We start from the raw sequence: 21,189 nt of genomic DNA, 5'->3' as shown, positions 1-21,189 counted from the left end.
TATTATCTGATTAGGTATGTGTTTAGCAATTCCAGCTAAAGTTCTAAGCCTCGAAGGAACAAAAGCCAACGTAGACTTCGGTCAAGGCGTTCTAAGGGAAGTTAACGTGTCGCTGGTTGACGTTAAAGTAGGCCAGTACGTGCTAGTTCATGCTGGCTACGCAATTCAAGTTCTTGAAGAAAAGGAAGCCTTAGAAACCTTAAGCTTATGGAACGACATTCTACAAACAGGACAAGAATAAACTGGTGCCAAAGGCATGGCTGAAAACCTAAGATTTCGAAACCCCGAACTCGCAAAGAGCATAGCCTCAAAAATCAAGCAAGTCGCACCTAAAAAAGGGCAAACAAAAATTTGTCATGTCTGCGGAACACACGAATGGACAATAACACACTTTGGCTTACGCAGCCTTCTGCCAGAAAACGTCGAGGTCATCGCTGGACCAGGCTGCCCCGTCTGCATTGTTCCCGCGGCAGAAATCGATGAGGCTGTGCAGTTAGCCCAAAAAGGCATAGTAGTAACCTGCTTTGGCGATGTGCTGCGGGTGCCTGGAAGTGAAATGTCCCTTTTGCAAGCTAAAGCCGCTGGAGCTGACGTTCGAATCGTCTACGCGACATCAGATGCTGTTAAGATGGCAAAACAAGAGCCAGACAAAGAGTTTGTGTTCTCAGCAGTCGGTTTTGAGACTACAGCGCCATCGACAGCGGTTGAAGCGCTCGGAGATTTACCAGAAAACTTTAGTTTTTTGGTGTCTCATCGTTTGATTCCTCCAGCCATGGAGCTGTTGCTGGGCATCGGCGACTTAGAAATTGATGGCTTCATAGCGCCAGGGCACGTGAGCGCAATCATCGGCTTGAAACCTTATGAGTTGTTTCCCAGAGTTTATCGTATGCCAACTGTTGTAGCTGGGTTCGAACCTATTGACGTGTTAATGTCGATTTACATGATTCTAAAACAACTCAGCGAAGGCACCGCACGCTTAGAAAACGAGTACCAACGTGTAGTCAAGCCCGAAGGCAACGTGAAGGCTCTGGAAATGATGGAGAAAGCTTTCACCGTTACCGCTGGCAACTGGCGAGGAATCGGACGCCTGCCTGACTCTGCACTACAACTGCGCGACGCACTTTCAGCGTATGATGCACGCAAAAAGCACGACGTTCACGTAGAGCAAGGTAAAGACATCCTGCTTGGCTGCGAATGCCACCTTGTAATTATTGGAAAAATCAAGCCTAACCAGTGCCCTATGTTCCTCAAAACCTGCAATCCAGCAAACCCGGTTGGTCCATGCATGGTCAGCAGCGAAGGAACCTGCCGAGTCTGGGCAAAAAGCACCGCTGTTCAAACTTAGCAAATTCTCGGCACTGGGTCACCGACTGGTCTTGCCAGTATCCGTTTGCCACCCACGAGCGTTTGCATGGCTACGCCCTTGAATTCTTTTGTGGCTTCGCCGATTATTTGCGCGTCTTTTCCTTCAGGAGTTTGTTTTAGGAATTCTAAGGCTTGCTTTGCTTTCTGAGGCACTACTCCGATTATGTATTTGCCCTCGTTTCCAACTTCCATGGGGTCTAAGCCCAGCATCTCGCAAGCAGTTTGCACATCACTTCGGATAGGAACTTTGTCTTCGTTTATGAGTATGCCGATTTTGGATTTTTCCGCCCACTCATTTAGTGCATCAGCTAAGCCGCCTCTTGTGGGGTCTTTGATAGCAACAACACCGCCCACCTCGCCCAGCAAGCGTTGAACCATGCGGTTTAGCGGTTTTACGTCGGAGAGGATTTGGCTTCCAAACGTTAAGCCCTGCTGAGCGGAAAGCACAGCCAAACCATGGTCGCCAATGGTGCCTGACAGGATGATTTTGTCGCCCTCGGCAAGGTTAGAATCCAATAACCAGCGCGCCGCGAAATTACGATATTTCCTTACAACTTGGAGGTTGCTGTCTAAGGCTGGTGTGCGCCTGCCAATTCCTGAAACATTCATGACACAACCGCCTAAACTGCCCTTCTCAACAACCTTCGTATCGCCAGTAACAATGCCCACGCCCGCCTCAAGACACGTCTGCCTCATGCTGGACAGGATGCGCTCTAAATCTGAAAGCAGCAACCCCTCCTCGAGAACAAGCCCACAAGCTAAAGCCGTCGGCTCTGCACCCAACGCAGAAATATCATTAACAGTGCCAGATATTGCGATGCGCCCTATGTCTCCACCGGGGAAAAAGATGGGCTTAACCGCATGCGAATCACTTTTGAACACAACGTCACCGACCACTGCTGCGTCATCCATGGCTTCCAAGGGAACATCAGCGTTGCCGATGCCGCCGAAGTACTTTACAACATAGTTTTTGACTAGGTCATGCATGACCGTGCCGCCAGCGCCATGCAACATGGTAATCTTTTCATTATTTGTCAATTCTTGATTGCCTTCTGCTTTCGATGCATAGGTAATCTTGAGGGGTAAACATAAACAAATCGTATACGGTTCTATGTTCTGCTTGAATTTTTCGTTAAAAATTATTGCGAGGCAAAAAGAAGAAAGTGATTGTTAACTAATGTATCGCACGGGGTCAGTTTTTCGGTTTGGGATTTTGTCACCCCAAGATAGAAGCCAGCTGTTTTCATCGTTGGACAGCGGGTTTCTGAACATTGTTATTTCTGAGTAATCAGCGTCTTTTGCTTGTTTGTAGCTTTCCATAAGGCTTTTGAGAAGGTCTTCTGTCCAGTTGCACACTATAGAGGCTTCGTTTCCTTTTTGGTTGGTGGCGACTAGGTGGATGAAGTAGTCGCCGATTGGTATGTCTTTTACTGGGCAAGTGTTGTCTGTTTTTTGCATAATTTCGATAGTATGCACTTTGAAAGCGCCGTCTTTCTCTTTGATCACTAAGCGGCAGCCTTTTCCGACGTAATGTCTCATGAAACGTTTCATAAGTGTTAGCTTTTTCATTGTGTTTTCTCCTTCTCCCATTTTTTCATCGAAGTCGTATATAAGCTATATTACGAAACGTGATAGTGTAGTTGTGTTTAACAGTTTGTTTTTCAACATGCTTTTTACAAAATCTTTATATATAGTATCGTAATTCTTACGATTTAAATAAATATAATTTGGGGGATAAAAGTGCTAAAAGATCAAGAACAACAACCCTACGAGTACTCTGAGACTCCTTATGTAGAAACACAAGAGGAAAAAATCGAGAAATATGCAAGGATGGCAGCGCCATCAGTGGTCGCTGTCGGATTAGGCGGTGCAGGTTGCAACGTAATTACATGGGCTAAAGAAAAAGGCATTACAGGCGGTAAACTTGTCGCTGTAAACACTGATGCTACACACTTGCGCATAACCAAAGCAGACAAAAGAATTTTGATCGGTGAGAAACTAACAAGAGGTCTAGGAAGTGGAGGTTACCCAGAAGTCGGTGAGCGTGCTCTCTATGAGACTGCCAACGAAGTTATCCATGAATTAGCTAAATCGAACATCATATTCATGGTAGCTGGTCTGGGTGGCGGTACAGGAACTGGATCAATTGTCGGTTTAGCTGACTGTCTACGGAAAAAATTCGCAGGTTCTCCTACAGCACCTTTGATTGTTGGTGTGGTCACTCTTCCGTTCGAAGTTGAAACTGCAAGAATGGAAGCTGCAAAGAAAGGCCTCAACAGGCTGAAAGCAGTCTGTGACACCGTTGTAGTAATTGACAACAACCGTCTAGTTAAAGTTGCAGGTAACTTGCCGTTCCGTGAAGCTTTAGGTGTTGCAAACACAACTGTGGGCAAATTCATCAAAGGCGTAACTGAAACCATTACCACTGCAAGCTTGATAAACTTGGACTACGCAGACCTCAAAGCAATCATGACATCGTCAGGTTTAGCTTCAATCGGCATCGGTGAAGGTACCGGCGAAACCAGAGTAGAACAAGCAGTTGAAAAAGCTCTTAACGGACGTTTACTCGATATCGAGGACGTTACAAAAGCTAAAGGCTTGCTGATTCACGTCTCTGGTGGAGAGGATCTAACCTTGACAGAAGTCAACCGAGCTGCAGAGATCATGAAACGCTCATTGCCACCAAACACAAAGATTATTTGGGGCGCCAGAGTGGAGCAAGATCTGCAAGGTGCAGTCTCAGTTATGGCTGTCGTTACGGGCGTTGAAAGTGCTTTCCTTCGCAAGAACTCAAAGCATTTCGGTCCGTTGAAATTCAAGTAAGCCGAGCGCTCTCTCTTTCTTCCTTTTCTTCTCTCTTTCTTTAAAACTCTCGCTCTCTGCAATTGCTGCCATTTCAACCCAATAAGCTGCTGAAATCTTCTCTATAAGAAAACTGCTCACATAGATGCTCTTCTAATTTCCCTTCCTTAGGCACAAAGAGGTGCTATGGCGTGAACGTGTTTGCTTTGCAGTGCACCATCCCCCTGCATAAAGTAGCGAACGACTAATGGCTCGGCAAAACGCCAATAGCACCTCTCCCCCTATAGTTTTTACAACATAGCATTTTGAATTCTGGAATAAATTATTTATGCCTTAACAGCATAGAGGCAAGCGGTAATGAAGCTTGGTAAACATAGACTCATTAGAGTTACCCTTGCCCTGCCCCCGATGCAAGTACAAAAATACAATAACCCTCTTACAAGCCAAACAAGAAGTCACAGTGCAGTGCCAAGGCTGCGGCGTAATGATTAGTCTAGAAGACAAAGAAGGAAAAATCAAACGTGCAGTAGAAGCCCTGCAAAAAACCATAGATGACATCGACGAAAATTCCAAACGTTAAGACGGTAACCTTTTACCCTATTCACACTTATTCGGTTTGAAGAACCAGATACACATAGTAAACTATGGTTTATAGCAACAAGTGAAAGAGTTTGAAAAGGCTAAATTAACCGAAAAAAGCCCTAAATTATGTTTTTAATAGGTGTTTTTGGGTAAACTATAAAAGCATAAATGCAATCCCAGAATTGTACACCTCACGAATCGAAATTCATCCCTTCAGAAGGGAGCTTGCTAGTCAGTTTCGACTAAATTGTTAGTTATCATACGGAAAGCCATATAAATCGCTTTTACGTGTTTGATTGCGCATCGGAGATATAAAAATGCCAAAATGGGGATACTCTATAATCGAGGAAATGCTTAATCCAGAAAAAACAGCGAAAGCCAGTGGCAGAGAAATAAAAGTATCCCACAAAGCAGCACGAGAAGTCTGCAAAGCAGTAAAAGGCATGGAGCTCTCAACCGCAAAAACCTTCCTCCGAGACGTAATCGCAAAGAAAAAAACCATCCCCTACACAAGATACACAAAAAAACTAGGGCACAAAGGCGGCATGGAAAAACGCTTTGTAGGCAGGTACCCAATCAAAACCGCCGAGCAAGTTTTACGCATAATCAAAGCCGCCGAAGCCAACGCAGAAAACAAAGGCTTAGACGTAGACCGCCTCCGCATCATGCATGCAGCAGCATATCCCGGCATAAAACTCAAACGTTACACCCCAAGAGCACAAGGCAGAGCCTCACCAAAATACGACATCACAACACACATCGAAATAGTCCTAGACGAGAAACCCACTCAAGGAGAACAGTAAATGAGTATAGTCAAACGCTTTATAACAGAATCAATCAAACGCACAGAAATTGACGAATTTTTGGAAAAAAAACTTGAAAGAGCCGGATACGGCGGAGTAAACCTCTCCAAAACCCCCCTCGGCACACATGTTGTTGTTTACGCTATGAGGCCTGGTTTGGTTATCGGCAGAGGCGGGGAAACAATCAAGGAACTCGCCCAGGCTCTAGAACAAAATTTCAAAGTTTCTAATCCTCAAATTTCAGTATCAGAAATAGAAGTTCCAGAATTTAACGCTCACGTAGTAGCAAACCGTGTCGCCTCAGCACTTGAAAGAGGCGTTCACTTTAGGCGCGCAGGTTTTTGGGCGCTAAGCCAAGTTATGGAAGCAGGTGCACTTGGCGCAGAAATTGTCATTAGTGGCAAACTCACAACTGAACGTGCACGCTTCGAAAAATTCCGCGCAGGCTACTTCCCAAGATGCGGGGAGCCAGCATTGCGGGCCATGAAAACAGCTGAAGCTCACGTACAACTAAAACCCGGCATAATCGGTGTTAGAGTAAAAATCATGCCGCCAGACGCATACTTCCCCGACAAAGTAGAAATTGTTCCAGCACCCATAGAAGAAGCCCCACCACAAGTCGAAGCTAAACCACCAGCTCCAGCGTCAGAAGTAGCAACACCCGCAGAACCCACTGCACCAGCAGAACCCGCGCAACAAGTGCAAGCAACAGAAGTCACAGACGAACCAGCCAAAAAAGAAGCTGCCAAAGAAGAACCCAAAGAGGAGGCAAAACAGTAAATGCCGATCATGCGTATCAAAGAAATCGCTGCCATGTCCTCTGAGGACAGAGAAAAAAAACTCACCGAATTACGTGTGGAACTTGCGCGCGTCAAAACCATGATTAATGCAGGCGGAGCAGTCGAAGACCCCACAAGAGTCAGACTGCTGCGAAAAACAATAGCGCAAATCCTAACAGTGCAAAATGAACAAAAACTCGGTCTTAGGGAAGCGCCCAAAGAACCAGAGAAAAAAGAAAAGCCGAAAGCTAAGCCAGCAAAAAAGGTCAAAAAAGAAACTGCTAAAGAGGAAGCTTCTCAATGAAAGTAACCCCTGACATCATCCGATACGAGTTCATCGGCACTGAAGGCAAAGTTGCCAAAAGTTCACATGAAGACTATGTCGGGATAAGCGGCACAGTAATTAGAGAAACAAAAAATACCTTCACCTTTTGCAGTGAAGGCAAACGGAAAAACATCCTGAAAGAATCAGCCATTTTCAACTTCAAATTCGACGATGGCACCATCGTTGAAATTGACGGTAAACTTTTAGTCGGAAGACCTGAAGACAGGCTCAAAAAAACCGTAAAGAGGTTATGGTAAAAAATGTCAATGTCATTCAAAAAGCCAAGAAAAAAATGTGACGACCGAAACTGTCCCTTCCACGGCACTCTCGCCATCCGAGGACGAGTACTGGAAGGCATCGTTCACACAGCAAAAATGGACAAAACAGTAATCGTTGACAGAGAATACATGCAATTCTCACCAAAATTCGTTCGATACGAACGCAGACATGGGCACATCCCATCGCATAATCCACCGTGCCTTGACGTAAAAGAAGGCGACCGCGTGAAAATTGCGGAATGCCGACCGCTCAGCAAAACAGTATCCTTTGTTGTAGTAGAAAAATTAGGAGAGGAAAAGTAGAATGGCGGCGAAAGCAAAACAGAGAGCCCTCACAGCAAAAGGCATGCTCTCTCACGGACAAAAAATCAGCCGCGGGCTACAGGCAGGCTCAGAAATGAAGTGCACCGACAACACAGGCGCACGAGTCCTACGACTAGTTCAAGCCCTCGGTTACAAAGGCAGACTAAGACGCTATCCCTCTGCCACAGTAGGTGACAAAGTCACTGTCTCAGTCCGCCAAGGCTCACCTGACATGCGCAAAAAGATTTTCCAAGCCGTTATAGTCCGCCAAAAACGTCCCTTCAGACGTGTAGATGGCGTCTGGGTACAATTCGAAGACAACGCCGCAGTCATCATAACCCCTGAAGGCGAAATGAAAGGCTCAGAAATCCGCGGGCCAGTAGCAAGAGAGGCAGCTGAAAGATGGCCGAGAATAGCAAGCGCCTCAAGCATAATAGTATAGGTGTAAAATTAATGCAAGACACAAAAAGCGTAAAAAACCCCCGCAAACAGCGCAAAAAACTCTTCAACGCGCCAGCTCACATACGTCACAAACTAATGGCGGCACCCCTATCAAACGAACTGGCCGCCCAAAGAGGCGCTAAAACTCTTCCAGTAAGAAAAGGAGACACCGTACGTATCCTTCGCGGAGACAACAAAGGCTTTGAAGGCAAAGTCTCACGCGTAGACCTCAAAGCATACCGTATATACCTTGAAGGCTTAACCCGCGAAAAAGTAGACGGAACAAACATCTTCTTACCAATTCACCCATCCAAAGTACAAATCAGAAACCTAAACCTCGACGACAAATGGCGAAAAGACGTTCTGACAAGAAAACAGCCCGTGGAAAAGAAGGGGAAACCGAAAGCTAAACCAGCAAAGAAAGCTGAAAAACCAAAGGCTGAAGAAGAAATCGTGGAAGAACCAATAATCGAAGAGGAAGCACCAAAACCAAAGGAAGCCGCCGAAAAGAAACCTGCCGCAAAAAAACCAACTGCTAAAAAAGAAGCACCAGCACAAGAAGAGGCGCCAGCCAAAAAAGTAGCAAAACCTAAAGCAACAGCAAAGAAAGCGCCCGAAGCCAAAAAGAACGAGTCAGCAGAAGCCGCGCCTAAACCGCGAGCTAAAAAAACAACTCCTAAGGGAGGACAATAAATTTGGGAAAAAGAGGAAAACCATCAAGGCTCAAACGTAAGCCAGCGCCAAAATTCTGGCCCATTCACAGAAAAGAATTACCATGGATAGTGAGGCCATCATCTGGTTCACACTCGCTCAATGAGTGCTTACCATTAACGCTTGTTCTACGAGACGTTTTAGGCGTAGCACAAACAAGAAAAGAAGCAAAAACAATCCTAGACCAAGGCAAAGTTCAAGTTGACGGTAAAATCCGAAAAAGCAATGACTTCCCTGTAGGTTTAATGGATGTTATCTCACTGTCAGACATGGACAAATACTACCGCGTCATGTCCTCGCACAAAGGCTTAACGCTGGTTCCGATCAGCAAAGAAGAAGCCCAAACCAAGCTTGTCAGAGTAGAAGACAAACACACCGTCAAAAGCGGCGTCCAAATAGCACTCCATGACGGCACCAACCTGCTCGTCAAAGTTGCAGACCCAAAAAATCCTCAAGAAGTTCAATACGAAACATTCGACACACTAAGGATAACTGTTCCACAAAAAGAAGTAGTGCAAACCCTCAAAACCAAAGAGGGAAACTTTGCAGTAATTACAGGCGGAAAAAACATCGGCAAACAAGGCAAAATCGTGGAAATAGAAAAAGTCGAAGCTAAAAAACGCCGCCAAGCTCTCGTCGTAATCGAAGACCAACAAGGCGCAAGATACCAAACAATCCTCGACTACGTCTTTTGCGTAGGTGAAGCCCAACCGCTCATAACATTACAGGAGGCATCCCCAAGTGTCTGAGGAAGAAGCTTACCTTAAAACTTGGGAAGAGCACCCCATGCTCAAGCCACGCATCGAAAAAGTCGTGGTTAACCTTAACGTTGGCAAATCAGGCGAACCGCTCGAAAAAGCCAACAAAGTTCTCCAAGAAATCACAGGTCAAACACCCGTCAAAAAGAAAGCTAAAAAAACCATCCGAGACTTCGGCATACGCGAAGGCGAATCCATCGCTGTGGTTGTGACCTTGCGAAAGCAGCCAGCAATAGACTTCTTAAAGAAAGTGTTGCCAGTGGTTGATAACAAGGTTTCAAGGCGAGCTTTCGATGTACGTGGTAATTTCTCTTTCGGTCTCAAAGAACACATTGAAATTCCAGGCGTCCGCTACGACCCTGAAATCGGCATCTTCGGCATGGACATCAGTGTAGCTGTAAGCCGTCCAGGTCACAGAATAAAGCTCAGAAAGCGGCAAGCCAGGTCAGTTGGCAAGAAGCATTTGTTAACGCCTGAAGAATCAATCGCCTTTGTAAAACAAACTTTAGGAGTAGAAATCGTCTAGAGTGTGAATGTATGGGAAAACAGCAAGTTAAGAAAGAACGAAAATACGGCAAAGGTTCAAGACCATGCGTAAGATGCGGCTCGTATGGACCAGTTATTCGACGTTACAATTTATATTTATGTAGGCACTGTTTTAGAGAAGCCGCACCTAAATTAGGATTCAAAAAATATGAGTAGGAGCAAGGCAAAACAATGGACACTTTAACAAATGGTCTCATCGCCATCATAAACAACGAAACACGCAACAAGCGTGAATGCGTAATTAGTCCTGCCTCTAAACTTTTAGGGCGCGTCCTGCGCATCATGCAACTAAACGGCTACATCGGCGAATTCGAATTCATAGACGATGGGCGCTCAGGGAAATTCAAAGTTCAACTCTTAGGCAGAATAAACAAGTGTGGCCCAGTTAAACCACGCTTCGCTGTAAAAGCAGCCGACTATGAGGAATGGGAAAAACGCTTCTTGCCCTCCAGAGACGTGGGCATCATGGTTGTTTCAACATCCAAAGGCGTTATCGCTCACAAAGATGCTGAAGAAAAAAATCTTGGAGGAAGGCTGTTAGCCTTCGTGTATTGAGGTGTAGTCTATGCGGCTCCCAGAAATTTCCCGAACAATCGAAGTCCCTGATGACGTTAACGTTAGCCTAGAAGGCAAAAAAGTAATCGTTAAAGGCGCAAAAGGTTCCTTAACACGCGACTTCTCTCATGCACCAGTCTCAATCGATAGTGAAGGCAAAAACATCCGTGTCTGGGCAAAGTGGCCGCGCAAGAAAGAAGCAGCGCTTGTGGGAACAATTGAATCACACATCAAAAACATGATAACAGGCGTAACAAAAGGCTACTCTTACAAGATGAAAATCGTCTTCTCACACTTTCCAATTACCGTGAAATATCAAAACAAAAATGTCATAATTGAAAACTTTACGGGCGAGAGACGAGCACGCAAAGTCAAACTTATTGGCGATGTAAAAGTCAAAATTGAATCCGAAGATATAATCATTGAAGGCATAAATCTAGAAGATGTCAGCCAAAGCGCCGCCAACATCGAGCAATCCACCAAAGTTAGACGAAAAGACCCACGTGTTTTCCTTGACGGCATATATACGTATGAACGAAACGAGGGTATGGCATAATGACCGAGAAAAAACAATCCCCTTCACGCAAAGCACTCCAAGCAAGAGCACGCGCTAAAAACAAGAAACCAAAATTCCTAAGATCTGAAAGCTGGCGGTACTCACGCTTCAGCCCAAGCTGGCGTAAACAACGCGGCTTAGACAATAAGATACGTCGAAAAATTAAAGGCTGGCCCCCAGCACCAAGCACAGGTTACAAGGGACCAAAAATCGCCCGTGGTTTACATCCTTCTGGTTACCGTGAAGTTCTAGTTCATAACTTGCAGGAATTATCGGCGGTTGACCCTGCAACTCAGGCTGTACGCATTGCGCACACTGTCGGCAAACGCAAACGAGCCCTCATTATAGCTGAAGCCAAAAAACTTGAGATTAAAATCTTAAACATTAAAGTTTCACCTGAAACTGAAGAGACTGAGGCGACTGAAGAGGAAGCGGCTGAAGCTGAGGGTGAAGAAGCCGAGGTAGAAGAAGCGGAAGAAGAGCAAGAATCTGAAGAAGCCGAAGCAGAAGAGGAAAAGGAAGCGGAAGAGCCAAAGCCAAAGAAAGAGAAGAAAGAGAAGCCTAAGAAAAGCAAACCTAAACCAAAGAAAAAGGAGAAGAAAGAACAATGACCAACCTAAGCAACCAAAGACGTTTAGCCGCTCAAATCCTAAAGATAGGACAAAACCGCGTCTGGATTAATCCTGACCGCATGGATGATGTCGAAGGCGCAATTACACGCGAAGAAGTAAGAAAACTAATCCATGAAAAAATCATCATTTCACTGCCAGAGAAAGGCGTAAGCCGTTCCAGAGCAAAAGTTATTCAAGGAAAGAAGCGTAAGGGCAGACGCGGTGGACCTGGAAGTTACACTGGTGCAGGCTACGCAACTGTTACTAAGAAAGAAGCTTGGATGAAAAAGATTCGCTCTCTTAGGCGCAAGTTGCGCGAGCTTAAAGCAAGCAGAATCATCACTGAAGATACTTACACGCAATATTACCGCATGGCGGGCAGTGGCAGATTCGAATCTATTGCTGACTTAGAGCGTAATTTAAAGGCGAACGATTTATGGAGGAAACGTTAAGATGGCAAAAGGTAGCAGTTACCGTGTACAATTAAGACGCAGGCGCGAAGGAAAGACTGATTACCAAGCACGAAAGGCTATGGTTATTTCTGGAAAGCCACGGCTTGTTGCTCGAACATCACTAAAAAACGTGACAGCACAAATTATAATCGCAAAACGAAACGGCGACCAAGTTTTAGCAGCGGCAAACAGCCGAGAACTCATTAAAACTTACGGTTGGAAAGCCCCGACAGGCAACACTCCAGCAGCTTACCTTACAGGCTTGCTGTGCGGTTTGAAAGCTAAAGCCGCAGGCGTGGAAGAAGCCATCCTAGACATAGGATTAGTTGTGCCCACCAAAGGCTCGAAGGTTTTCGCCGTGTTGAGCGGCGTTTTAGATGCAGGTGTAAATGTTCCCCACAATGAAGAAAAACTCGTTAAGGAACGCATCAAAGGCGACCACATCGCCAAGTACGCAAAAAGTTTAGGCTCAGGTTCAGAAGAGTATTCTAAAAAATTCTCAAACTACGTAGCACAAAGTGTAGCGCCAGAAAAAATCCCAGAACACTTCACCAAGGTTAAAGCTGACATTTTGAGTGCATTCAAAGGTGTTGCTAAGGCGCCTGCTGAGATTGCACCAAAACCTGCGCCAAAAGCAGAACCGAAACCTGAAATGAAAGCTGAACCCAAAGCTGAACCAAAAGCAGCCAAAGCACCGAAAGCTGAAGAAAAAGCTGAGGTAGCACCAAAGGCGAAAGCCGCAAAGGAAAAGGCTCCCAAAGAAAAGCCTGCTAAAGAAAAAACCACCAAGGCAAAAGCTGCACCGAAAGAGAAAGCACCAAAAGAAAAGGCAACTAAGAAGGGTGTAAAGAAAGAATGAGTCGAAGAGAAAGAGAACAACGAGAAACTAACCTAGAACAATGGGTTCCTAAAACCCGTTTGGGTAAAATGATACAAGAAGGCAAACTAACAACAATCGAAGACGTAATCCTAAGTGGCATAAAAATCAGCGAGCCACAAATCGTTGATGCATTAATCCCTGACCTTCAAGAAGAAGTCATAAACGTTAACCTAGTTCAAAAGCAAACTGACGCTGGAGAAAAATCCCGCTTCAAAGCCATTGTCGCCGTCGGAAACAGAGACGGTTACATCGGGTTAGGGCAGGGGAAAGCCAGCCAAGTACGCAATGCCATTGAAAAAGCCGCAGCGAACGCCCGCTTAAACATCACACCAGTAAAACGTGGATGCGGCAGTTGGGAATGCGGTTGCGGTAAACCACATTCTGTTCCTTTCCAAGTGGAAGGCAAGTGCGGCGGCGTCCGAGTAGTAATCGTTCCAGGTCCAAGAGGCTTAGGCTTGGTTTCCAGCGAGGTTGCCAAGGTCATTTTGGGCTTAGCAGGCGTCAAAGACCTGTGGATGAGAAGCTACGGCTCAACAAGAACCGTGCCCTCTTACGCATGTGCAATATTTGACGGTTTACGCAAGACTTACAATTTGATTACTCAGACGGATTGGGTGAAATAGAATGGCGCCAAAAACTGAACAATGCAAATGCTTAGTAGCGGTCAAGATTCGAGGCACCGTTGAGGCTCAGCGTGAAGCCCGAGAAACCCTTGAGCTGCTCAACTTAACCCACACTAACCATGCAGTAATCATTGACAGCCGCCCAGCCTACAAGGGCATGCTACAACGCGTCCACAGTTACGTCACATGGGGCGAACCCACAAAAGAAACCATAGCGCTGATGCTTCAGAAACGCGCACGTTTAGCAGGCGACAAAAAACTAACCGAAGAATACCTGCAGAAAGTAGGCTACAAATCCTTCGATGACCTCGCAGAAGCCATAGTAAACTGCAAAGTAGAATTCAAAAAACTACCAGATGTACAAACACGTTTCAGGTTGCATCCGCCACGCAAGGGCTACAAGGGCAAGACCAAGAAGGGCTTCCGTGCAGGCGGCGAAGCAGGCTACCGTGGCGAAGCAATAAACGACCTTGTAAAACGCATGGTCTAAAAAAGCTATTCTTCACCTCTTTTCTTAATAGTGTTTTCTTTTTCGATTAATCTTAAATGCATTAAGCACTCTAGAAGAGAGTATAAGCAAGATAAAGGGACCGAGGTCTGCTTTTATGGCGGAAGCAACCAAGCGAAAGGCTGAAAAGAGCAGTTCGATTTCTGACGAGCTATAAAAAATATGCGTAATTTTAGAAAAGTTTTATGATGCATATATTAAGAAAAATCCTGTTGCCTATTTACTCTTGGTTATTTTGCGTTTTCTTGTGAATACTCTGGATTCAGCAAAGTACTCTTGCGGCTGTCCAGTTTCCTGCATAATCAAACCCGGCAACTTTAATTGTTTGCTCAAAGCGTAATTGGCGGTTAATGCCTTTTGTGGATGAACCATTGCGCCGAAGGACATTGCCAGCCCCATTAAGAATCCCCCCAACCACAGCGGCACAACAAACAGGTAAAAGTAAAAGTTCCACACATCAACATAGCCCAAAACGGCTACGTGTACTGGCGGTGGATACGTCATGTTAGTCCAGTAAAAGCAGCCCAGCATGAAATCAAGTGTATTAAACCCTAAACCTGTAAGAATTATTGCGCCAAAGAAGAAGCCAGCCGATGCAATCCTGACTTTTCTAGATTTTGCGAAGAAAAAGAACGCTGGTAACGCTATGCCTGTTGCTAATCCTCCGATTGCCAGAGTTGCTAGTCCAAAGAATCCGTAAGCGTACTGTGCTTCTAAGAAAATGTAGTTGTTCATGCGCCACTGCGAAGTGGCTTGTTCTCCAAACCACACTGACCCAATGTCGAAGCCAATGTTTAAGCTGTTGATTAAAAGAACTGCGCCCACCAAGAGTAACACTATAATTAGGACAACGCGTTTGCTCAAACCTTTGCCCCTCTCCCTTAAAGCCTTATTTGACATAAGCCATCATTGTTCAACCTTTCCGAAAAAACCCAGCGTTTTTTAGGGCGCAAAAAGCAATAGACAGCATTTTTCTGTATGCCCTGCGCGTCACGCGTTAAGTAGCAACAAGTGCAACCGCAAAAACCTTGAGTCTATTCTACTTGGTGCAGAAACACTCCGAAAAATATTGAAACCCCCTGAAAAATCCGCCTTTAAATAGGGGGATAGGGTCTACCAGAAAGCAACAAACTTTGAAAATGAATAGACGATACACTGAAAAGTAACATAAAAGTAGGTTGATGTTTTTAAGGTTGGAATGGTTTGTTTGTGTGACGCTTATGTCAGCTTCTTTAGATGTTGCCAGCAACTGGAATTTTAGAGTTTTTGACAAACGCCTCGTTGTAGTTAAAACAAAAAATGATAAAGTACGCAAAATTGCAGCCTTAGACATTTTAACCAACCTAACAATTGCTATCGAAGTACCCCAGACCATACAGATGCAAAACGTAGAAACCAACAAGGAGTACTTGGCTAACCTGAAAGTCTACACGTCAAAAAATCTAAACGACATAGACGCCGATTACATCAATTTCTTTCAAGCCCTCGACATCGACCAAAGCATAGAGAACTTCATAAAAGCATACTGGCTCTACCCAAGCAAAATCCGCTTCCAACTCGACAGCCTAGAAGAACCTTAAGCGGCATCAAGTTGGGAAATTTACGGTTCCAGTAACGCCTGCCAATGCACCAGCGGATAACTCGTAAACCATGAGGTTCTCGTCAGGAATCGCCATCGGTTGGGCATGTTTGATTCCAAAGGGGGCAGACGACTTAAAACCAAACCTGCCATAGTATGCAGGGTCACCCACGACAAAAACAGCCATGTAACCTAACTTTTTTGCCAAGTCAAAGCTGTAGAGAACTAGTTTTGAACCAATACCGCGTCCGCGATATTCTAATGCGACAGAAAGAGGCGCCAACAGAAGCGCTTCAAACCTTGAGTTGCCCTTTTCAACGTAGGTTTTTGTCAGCATTATGTGCCCAACGATTTTGCCGTCTTCTTCTGCCACTAACGCAAGTTCAGGAACATAATTACCGCTGGCACGCAATTTGTCCACGTAATCCTGCTCGTTACCATCGGCAACTTTAGCCGTTTTAAAGGCAACTTTAACGAAGTCATATATGGCAGAATATTCTGATGGCTTCTCTTGCCTAATTATCACCTGATTCCTCCTCCAACAAAAGACAAGGTCTACCGAAGCACCATATTCACGAATTTTTCAGGATTAAACAATTCCAAATCCTTGTACGTTTGCCCCACCCCGATGAACAAAATCGGCTTTTGAGTCACGTAAGTCACGCTAAGCGCTGAGCCACCTTTAACGTCAGCATCCACCTTTGTCAATATTGTGGCATCGATGCCCACCGCTTTGTTGAACTCTTCAGCCTGTGTAACTGCATCATTACCAATCAATGAATCTACCGTAAAAATCGTTAAGTCAGGACCAACCACACGCCTAACCTTAATCAACTCGTTCATCAAGTTCTGATTTGTCTGCATCCGTCCAGCAGTATCGATCAAAACCACGTTAATCCCATGAGCCTTAGCATGATTAACCGCGTCATAAGCGACCGCGGCAGGGTCACCGCCATATATGCTCTTAATCACACGCATGCCTAAACGCTTGCCATGCTCTTCCAACTGCTCAATGGAGCCAGCACGGTACGTGTCAGCGGCAGCGAGAACCACTGAGTAGCTTTTATCACGGAAAAACTGTGCAACCTTAGCAATAGTCGTAGTTTTTCCTGTACCGTTGATGCCAACAAACATTAAAACCAGCGGTTCAGCTTTCTTGCGTTTCTGCTCCGCCACTTTAAGCAAATCAATCTTCACATTAGTAAGCATAACTTCAAGAAGCACTTGTCTGAGGTTTTCATCTACAATTTTTTTCCTATCTTCCAGACGCTTAACCTGAACGCCCACCAACCGTTTCTCCAGTTCATCGCAGATTTTGTCTGCAACAGGAAAAGCCACATCATTCTCAACCAAACTCATCTTAAAATCTGACAAAATAGGTCTTAGGCTTTCAGCTTTAAGCTCAGTCGTAGTTACCTTAGTAACTAACCCTTTAAACCCTGACTTGAGCTTCTCAAACATCGCGCTACTGTTTCCCTTCTCTTACGCTAGAAAGCAAAGTTTCAAGCCTAGCTCTGCCCGCGTTGATGCGTTCAGCCACCTGAGCGAACTGCTGCTGAGCCGCATTCATGGTCTTCTCCAATTCATCTAAACGTTCTTTCAGGGTTGCTTTGGCTTCTGGAAGAGTTTTCTCGATGCTTACACCCGCACCTATGCCAACGACCACCGTGTTTTTGTCTGCAAGCTTGACTTTTACATAAGAGCTCCCGCCGATTGGAACAAGCATCTCAGCGTTATCATTCTCTTGTTCAATGCCGTCTAAGGTCATGTTTGCATATGTCAAATCGGTGATTGCGGCGTTTACCATGCTGATGCGTTGCTGAAGCGTCTCTGCGGTTTGCTCAAGATAGCGCATTTCAACGCTGAGTTTGCGAAGATCCTCTTCAGCTTGGGCTCTTTTTGCCAAGTGCCTATTCCCCACTAACCAGTTTCTTTAGCACTGGATTCTCAATTTCTTCAACTGGAATTTCTTCAACTTTGGAGACCTTAATGTGGAAGCGTTTTACTCGGTGCTTGCTGCCAATTTCGGCGTAAACTTGCTCCACAGCATTCTCACTTTTTTCAGCAATTACTTCTTTAACGAACGGAGTGTTCAGTTTTGGCTTGTTGATTTCGCCAGTTACTTTGAAAGCTTTCATGGTAATTTCTCTTCCTGCACAACATCCAATGCATTCCCAATAATAAACATCTCGGGTCCAGTTGTCATAGAACCAGCCACTGCCGCATGACTGTTAGCGATTAAACCAGTGCCAACATAGGGGATGCCACAGTTTATTGTGCCCACATCCACAGGAACCTTAAAAACACTCTCAAGGATTTTTTTCTCTTCTTCCCTTAGCAACGGATGAGCCAACACGCCCTTGTTGGTCGCCACAGCTAAAGAGCCAACGTATGGTAACGCCGCGATTTCCGTTGGCACAACTTCCACGCCCAACGTATCAGAAACCTGTTTAATATCGGCAGGTTTTAAGCGTGGATCAACCACTGCGCCTTTATCGTTGGCTAAAACAAGGTTGCCATAAGCAGTTTTCTTCGTCTCCATGACCGTGACATTGCCCTCAAAAACTTCCTTAAGGCGCTTTAATTCTTCATCCCGAACAGAATTAGGAAGCAAAATCCCGTTCGAGTTTGCACATGCTAACACACCTGCAAGAACCGAGCCGCTGATGGATGTGTAAGCAAGTTTAACCTTTAACCAGTCAGCGAACTCTTGTGCCTTTTTCTGCGGCACTATAACTGGAATTATCACTATGTCTTCTGTTGCAAGCGAGTACACGCCTATGCTTGCGCTTCCAACGATGCTGGATAAGTAAACAGCCAAAAATATCGCCCTTTTACTACATTTACGCAATATGTTCGGGGCTCACACATTTAAAGCTCGCGGATAGAGTCTGCCCTTAGGATATATCTTTACCTGTTTTATTATGATGACTTTCAAGGAGAACCAAAGGATCAGCAACTAAAAGCTACACAAAGAGGCTAACATAAAAAATAGGAGCAAATACATTGCGCAACCAATCCATTATTTCCTATATTGATTTGAAATTCATAAATTAGATATTGTTCTCAAGACGACAAATGAATAAAAACAGCTATACTAGGAGAAAACTAGGTTTGTCTAACGACAGCAGCAGCTCAGACGGATACGTAAACCGCGAAATCGGTAAGGAAAAAGTTGGTTTTTTAATAAACGCTACTGAAAAGACCGAATTAAGCGAACTCAGGTCTGATGTTGACGCGCTATCAAACGACGTACATACTGCTGTAGGTGACCTAAAGAAATCGATTGCAGACCTTCGGTCAACAGTAAGTGAGATGGAAAATCCATTCAACGTTTTAAGAACAGTCACAAACGATAAAGAGCTAGAGAAGCTAAACGCAGCCAGATTGCCTCCAGGTGTAAAATCGATAGTATTGGGAAAACCCGAAGAAAATACCATAAGCGAAAAAGAGCTTACAGAGATTTCACCGAAAAAATCTGAACCTGCCCCCCAAACAGAAGCCCCGACTAAAGAAAAACCTGCAATAACACCACAAGCAATCGCTCCATCGAAACCAATCAAGCCATCAGCATACATAGACTGGATCTGGGAACTTTTAGACACAGGACTAACCGCAGAGAACATACACCAACTTGCCAACTTATGCGAAATGACAAACTATTTGCCAAAGCAAGCCAGCGAGTTTATTTGCTCTTTGGCGGTCACAGCCGAAAAAATCAGGTCAATAGGCTACAACAAAAGCCATTTGCTGTTATTCATGTACAAGGCAGCGTCAATTTCTAAAACCAATTTAGACTCAGAGGACATGGCGAAGCTCTTCGATTTAACCGATCAACATTTGAGAGCTAAAGAAAAAAACGAGATAACTATCCAACAACAATTGAGACCTAAAAAGAAGAGCGATTTAACCAAGCGAAGGTCTAAAAAGAAGAAGAGTTTAATCGATCAAAAACTGAGACCCAAAAAGAAGAAGAGCAGAAGGCATTAAATAATGGGTTTTTCGGTTACAATTACGCATATAATCATTGTTATAGCGTCAGTAATCGTAGCCAGCTCCTTTGTTGCTTGCGCCCTCTACACTGGTAATATTGTCCAAAGCGAATTCACACAAGGTGTCAAAGACGCGAAAAGCATAATCGATACTCAATTAGACATAGTTTATGCCACAGCAAACACAACAGGCTCCCCTGTTTACGCGATATACGCGAAAAACACGGGCAAACTGCCCATTAACGATTTTACATATCTAGATATTTACGTGGGCAATTATGGCGCAGCACAACTTTATACTTATGATGTGACTGCTGGTGCCGGAAGCGGAAAGTTCAGTTTAACTGACGCAAATGGCAACGGCGTATGGGAGCCCCGTGAAACCGCAACAATATATGCTTATCCAACAGGCAGTATCGACGGGACAGTATTAGAAGCTAAAATTGTTCCTTCAAAAGGAATCGGAAGTGACTACCTCTTTTCAGCGCCAACAACGTAGGTGATTATATGGGATTTTCCATTGGGTTAGCATCGTTTATTGTGCTTATAGGCTTTATAGCTATTTTCTCCACGGTCTGCACAGCGTTCTTTACAAGCGTTCAAGAAGTCTCCTACGTAGCAAACGAATACATAAGCAACCAAAAAGACAAAATCAGCACGCAGATGCAACTAACCGTTGATTCAGTAACCGCCACAACAAGCGACATCACCATCAAAAACATAGGCTCAAAAACAATCTTCCTCCAGAACTCCAACGGATACAACTGGAACACCATAATCTTATCTTACGGAAGTAGCTCAGATTGGCACTCTTACACCATTGAAAGCTACACGATTACTGAAATCAAGGTAACAGGAACCACCACTACTTTCAACATAGCAACTCATAACTTCATAAACCCGGGAGAACAAGTAAGCATCAGCCTTAACCTCCCCAGCGGGGCACCTGAAATCACAAGCCAAGACGTAGTTTCTGTAACATTTGCTTCCCACTATGGGACTACAGCATCATCGGAAGGTGTGATTGCATGAATGGCACAAACGTAGTCCGCTTAGGTATACCCGAATTGGACAGAGACCTTGGAGGCGGAATACCCACCCCCAGCTTGATATTGATTGAAGGCGGCCACGGCTCAGGGAAAACCGTATTCGTCCAGCAAATGGTCTACGCAATGCTCAAAAACAGATTACGTGTTTACGTCGTCTCCAGCGAGGCCATGACAAAAGAATATCTCGCAATGATGGAGTCAATTAAGCTTGACCCTTACAGTTACTTTCTTTATGGGCATCTCAAAATCTATCCACTGCATATTGAAGGCGGAAGATGGAGCCAAGCCATGAGTTCCTTCTTTTTGATGGTAACGGCAAACTTTCTTGAGACACAGAAACAAAAATATGATGTTGTAATTATAGACAGCCTTAGTGTTTTAACAGTGGATACGCCGCTCTATGAATTTTTAACGTTCATTACAAGGGTAAAGAATCTAGTTTCTGATGGAAAAACCGTAATAATTACCATTCACCCAGATTTTCTTTCTCAAGAATCAGTGATGAAACTCAGAGCAAACTCTGACGCTTACTTTGTACTAGAAAACGCCTGCATCTCAGGTATAGACGTTAAACTTCTCAAAACAGTAAAGCTATGGGGAGTAACTGGCGAAAGAAAGAGCTCTATAACCCTTGCAATTAATCCCCAAATAGGCTTACGGGTGATGCCACTTAGCGGAGTGAGATTATAGG

General features: G+C 44.7%; 31 protein-coding genes and 3 pseudogenes. 26 read left to right on the top strand and 8 right to left on the bottom strand.

Annotation, left to right across the window (positions count from 1 at the left end):
* Positions 1 to 16 precede the first annotated feature (16 nt).
* A complete protein-coding gene (locus tag NWE95_00395; GenBank protein ID MCW4002361.1) occupies positions 17 to 241 on the top strand; it encodes a HypC/HybG/HupF family hydrogenase formation chaperone in 225 nt (74 codons plus the stop codon).
* Between the two features lie 15 nt (positions 242 to 256).
* A complete protein-coding gene (hypD, locus tag NWE95_00390) occupies positions 257 to 1,345 on the top strand; it encodes a hydrogenase formation protein HypD (protein MCW4002360.1) in 1,089 nt (362 codons plus the stop codon).
* Here hypD and hypE read toward each other — a convergent pair.
* Both hypE and NWE95_00380 read right to left on the bottom strand, forming a co-directional pair.
* Complete coding sequence (hypE, locus tag NWE95_00385; GenBank protein ID MCW4002359.1) at positions 1,342 to 2,379, bottom strand: hydrogenase expression/formation protein HypE; 1,038 nt, start codon at positions 2,377 to 2,379, stop codon at positions 1,342 to 1,344. The two genes, hypD and hypE, sit on opposite strands and share 4 nt — an antisense overlap.
* A 156-nt stretch (positions 2,380 to 2,535) precedes the next feature.
* Positions 2,536 to 2,934 (bottom strand): hypothetical protein, encoded by a 399-nt coding sequence (locus NWE95_00380; GenBank protein ID MCW4002358.1) that lies wholly within the window; start codon positions 2,932 to 2,934, stop codon positions 2,536 to 2,538.
* A gap of 171 nt (positions 2,935 to 3,105) precedes the next feature.
* On the opposite strand from NWE95_00380, the gene ftsZ reads away from it, so the two are divergent.
* The 19 genes and pseudogenes from ftsZ (at position 3,106) to NWE95_00285 (ending at position 13,860) form a co-directional block, all read left to right on the top strand.
* On the top strand, positions 3,106 to 4,188 hold the full coding sequence (ftsZ, locus tag NWE95_00375) for a cell division protein FtsZ (GenBank protein MCW4002357.1): 1,083 nt from the start codon (positions 3,106 to 3,108) through the stop codon (positions 4,186 to 4,188).
* Between the two features lie 343 nt (positions 4,189 to 4,531).
* Entirely contained in the window at positions 4,532 to 4,747 is a 216-nt protein-coding gene (locus NWE95_00370) for a hypothetical protein (GenBank protein ID MCW4002356.1), read from the top strand.
* 319 nt (positions 4,748 to 5,066) lie between these two features.
* Entirely contained in the window at positions 5,067 to 5,552 is a 486-nt protein-coding gene (locus tag NWE95_00365; GenBank protein MCW4002355.1) for a 50S ribosomal protein L22, read from the top strand.
* Positions 5,553 to 6,332, top strand: coding sequence for a 30S ribosomal protein S3 (locus NWE95_00360; protein MCW4002354.1), 780 nt, complete (start codon positions 5,553 to 5,555; stop codon positions 6,330 to 6,332).
* Positions 6,333 to 6,635 (top strand): 50S ribosomal protein L29, encoded by a 303-nt coding sequence (rpmC, locus tag NWE95_00355; GenBank protein ID MCW4002353.1) that lies wholly within the window; start codon positions 6,333 to 6,335, stop codon positions 6,633 to 6,635.
* Positions 6,632 to 6,913: a ribonuclease P protein component 1 gene (locus NWE95_00350; protein MCW4002352.1), complete on the top strand. Its 282-nt coding sequence runs from the start codon at positions 6,632 to 6,634 to the stop codon at positions 6,911 to 6,913. Before rpmC ends, NWE95_00350 begins: the two co-directional genes overlap by 4 nt.
* Positions 6,914 to 6,922: 9 nt before the next feature.
* A complete protein-coding gene (locus tag NWE95_00345) occupies positions 6,923 to 7,237 on the top strand; it encodes a 30S ribosomal protein S17 (GenBank protein MCW4002351.1) in 315 nt (104 codons plus the stop codon).
* A 1-nt stretch (position 7,238) separates the two neighbouring features.
* Complete coding sequence (locus NWE95_00340; GenBank protein ID MCW4002350.1) at positions 7,239 to 7,679, top strand: 50S ribosomal protein L14; 441 nt, start codon at positions 7,239 to 7,241, stop codon at positions 7,677 to 7,679.
* Between the two features lie 11 nt (positions 7,680 to 7,690).
* A pseudogene (gene rplX / locus NWE95_00335) lies at positions 7,691 to 8,053 on the top strand (50S ribosomal protein L24).
* Between the two features lie 320 nt (positions 8,054 to 8,373).
* A complete protein-coding gene (locus NWE95_00330; GenBank protein MCW4002349.1) occupies positions 8,374 to 9,138 on the top strand; it encodes a 30S ribosomal protein S4e in 765 nt (254 codons plus the stop codon).
* On the top strand, positions 9,131 to 9,673 hold the full coding sequence (locus NWE95_00325) for a 50S ribosomal protein L5 (protein MCW4002348.1): 543 nt from the start codon (positions 9,131 to 9,133) through the stop codon (positions 9,671 to 9,673). The genes NWE95_00330 and NWE95_00325 overlap by 8 nt, the downstream gene beginning before the upstream one ends.
* An 11-nt stretch (positions 9,674 to 9,684) precedes the next feature.
* Entirely contained in the window at positions 9,685 to 9,849 is a 165-nt protein-coding gene (locus NWE95_00320; GenBank protein ID MCW4002347.1) for a 30S ribosomal protein S14, read from the top strand.
* Between the two features lie 15 nt (positions 9,850 to 9,864).
* On the top strand, positions 9,865 to 10,248 hold the full coding sequence (locus NWE95_00315) for a 30S ribosomal protein S8 (protein ID MCW4002346.1): 384 nt from the start codon (positions 9,865 to 9,867) through the stop codon (positions 10,246 to 10,248).
* Positions 10,249 to 10,258: 10 nt separating this feature from the next.
* Positions 10,259 to 10,804: a 50S ribosomal protein L6 gene (locus NWE95_00310; GenBank protein ID MCW4002345.1), complete on the top strand. Its 546-nt coding sequence runs from the start codon at positions 10,259 to 10,261 to the stop codon at positions 10,802 to 10,804.
* Positions 10,804 to 11,196, top strand: a pseudogene (locus NWE95_00305) (50S ribosomal protein L32e). Before NWE95_00310 ends, NWE95_00305 begins: the two are co-directional and overlap by 1 nt.
* A gap of 215 nt (positions 11,197 to 11,411) precedes the next feature.
* Positions 11,412 to 11,867 (top strand): 50S ribosomal protein L19e, encoded by a 456-nt coding sequence (locus tag NWE95_00300; GenBank protein MCW4002344.1) that lies wholly within the window; start codon positions 11,412 to 11,414, stop codon positions 11,865 to 11,867.
* Position 11,868: 1 nt separating this feature from the next.
* Positions 11,869 to 12,465, top strand: a pseudogene (locus NWE95_00295) (50S ribosomal protein L18).
* Positions 12,466 to 12,722: 257 nt separating this feature from the next.
* The gene (locus tag NWE95_00290; protein MCW4002343.1) at positions 12,723 to 13,370 is read left to right on the top strand and encodes a 30S ribosomal protein S5; all 648 of its coding nucleotides are present in this window, start codon (positions 12,723 to 12,725) and stop codon (positions 13,368 to 13,370) included.
* A gap of 1 nt (position 13,371) precedes the next feature.
* Positions 13,372 to 13,860, top strand: a complete 489-nt coding sequence (locus tag NWE95_00285) for a 50S ribosomal protein L30 (GenBank protein MCW4002342.1) — start codon at positions 13,372 to 13,374, stop codon at positions 13,858 to 13,860.
* A 234-nt stretch (positions 13,861 to 14,094) separates the two neighbouring features.
* Here NWE95_00285 and NWE95_00280 read toward each other — a convergent pair whose 3' ends face one another.
* Positions 14,095 to 14,742: a hypothetical protein gene (locus NWE95_00280; GenBank protein ID MCW4002341.1), complete on the bottom strand. Its 648-nt coding sequence runs from the start codon at positions 14,740 to 14,742 to the stop codon at positions 14,095 to 14,097.
* A 356-nt stretch (positions 14,743 to 15,098) separates the two neighbouring features.
* Between NWE95_00280 and NWE95_00275 the strand changes: the two genes are divergently transcribed.
* Entirely contained in the window at positions 15,099 to 15,458 is a 360-nt protein-coding gene (locus NWE95_00275) for a hypothetical protein (GenBank protein MCW4002340.1), read from the top strand.
* Positions 15,459 to 15,464: 6 nt separating this feature from the next.
* Here the strand turns inward: NWE95_00275 and NWE95_00270 are convergent, their stop codons facing one another.
* The 5 genes from NWE95_00270 to NWE95_00250 are packed head-to-tail and all read right to left on the bottom strand — an operon-like array spanning position 15,465 to position 18,278.
* Positions 15,465 to 15,983, bottom strand: a complete 519-nt coding sequence (locus NWE95_00270; protein ID MCW4002339.1) for an N-acetyltransferase — start codon at positions 15,981 to 15,983, stop codon at positions 15,465 to 15,467.
* Between the two features lie 29 nt (positions 15,984 to 16,012).
* Positions 16,013 to 16,918, bottom strand: a complete 906-nt coding sequence (gene ftsY, locus NWE95_00265; protein ID MCW4002338.1) for a signal recognition particle-docking protein FtsY — start codon at positions 16,916 to 16,918, stop codon at positions 16,013 to 16,015.
* A gap of 4 nt (positions 16,919 to 16,922) precedes the next feature.
* Positions 16,923 to 17,363 carry a prefoldin subunit alpha gene (gene pfdA, locus NWE95_00260; GenBank protein MCW4002337.1) on the bottom strand — a complete coding sequence of 147 codons (441 nt, stop codon included), beginning with the start codon at positions 17,361 to 17,363 and terminating at the stop codon, positions 16,923 to 16,925.
* 4 nt (positions 17,364 to 17,367) lie between these two features.
* Positions 17,368 to 17,595 (bottom strand): 50S ribosomal protein L18Ae, encoded by a 228-nt coding sequence (gene rpl18a, locus NWE95_00255; protein ID MCW4002336.1) that lies wholly within the window; start codon positions 17,593 to 17,595, stop codon positions 17,368 to 17,370.
* Positions 17,592 to 18,278, bottom strand: coding sequence for a translation initiation factor IF-6 (locus NWE95_00250; protein ID MCW4002335.1), 687 nt, complete (start codon positions 18,276 to 18,278; stop codon positions 17,592 to 17,594). The genes rpl18a and NWE95_00250 overlap by 4 nt, the downstream gene beginning before the upstream one ends.
* Positions 18,279 to 18,571: 293 nt before the next feature.
* Between NWE95_00250 and NWE95_00245 the strand changes: the two genes are divergently transcribed.
* Genes NWE95_00245 through NWE95_00230 form a run of 4 tightly spaced genes read left to right on the top strand, consistent with a single transcriptional unit; the run spans position 18,572 to position 21,188 of the window.
* Positions 18,572 to 19,447, top strand: a complete 876-nt coding sequence (locus NWE95_00245; protein ID MCW4002334.1) for a hypothetical protein — start codon at positions 18,572 to 18,574, stop codon at positions 19,445 to 19,447.
* Between the two features lie 3 nt (positions 19,448 to 19,450).
* Positions 19,451 to 19,948, top strand: coding sequence for a hypothetical protein (locus NWE95_00240; protein ID MCW4002333.1), 498 nt, complete (start codon positions 19,451 to 19,453; stop codon positions 19,946 to 19,948).
* A gap of 8 nt (positions 19,949 to 19,956) precedes the next feature.
* Complete coding sequence (locus tag NWE95_00235) at positions 19,957 to 20,481, top strand: hypothetical protein (protein MCW4002332.1); 525 nt, start codon at positions 19,957 to 19,959, stop codon at positions 20,479 to 20,481.
* On the top strand, positions 20,478 to 21,188 hold the full coding sequence (locus NWE95_00230) for a flagellar accessory protein FlaH (protein MCW4002331.1): 711 nt from the start codon (positions 20,478 to 20,480) through the stop codon (positions 21,186 to 21,188). Before NWE95_00235 ends, NWE95_00230 begins: the two co-directional genes overlap by 4 nt.
* The last annotated feature ends 1 nt before the right edge of the window (position 21,189 follow it).

Source organism: Candidatus Bathyarchaeota archaeon (assembly GCA_026014725.1).
Classification (GTDB): Archaea; Thermoproteota; Bathyarchaeia; order Bathyarchaeales; family Bathycorpusculaceae; genus Bathycorpusculum.
This window is presented reverse-complemented; position numbering and strand designations above follow the sequence as displayed.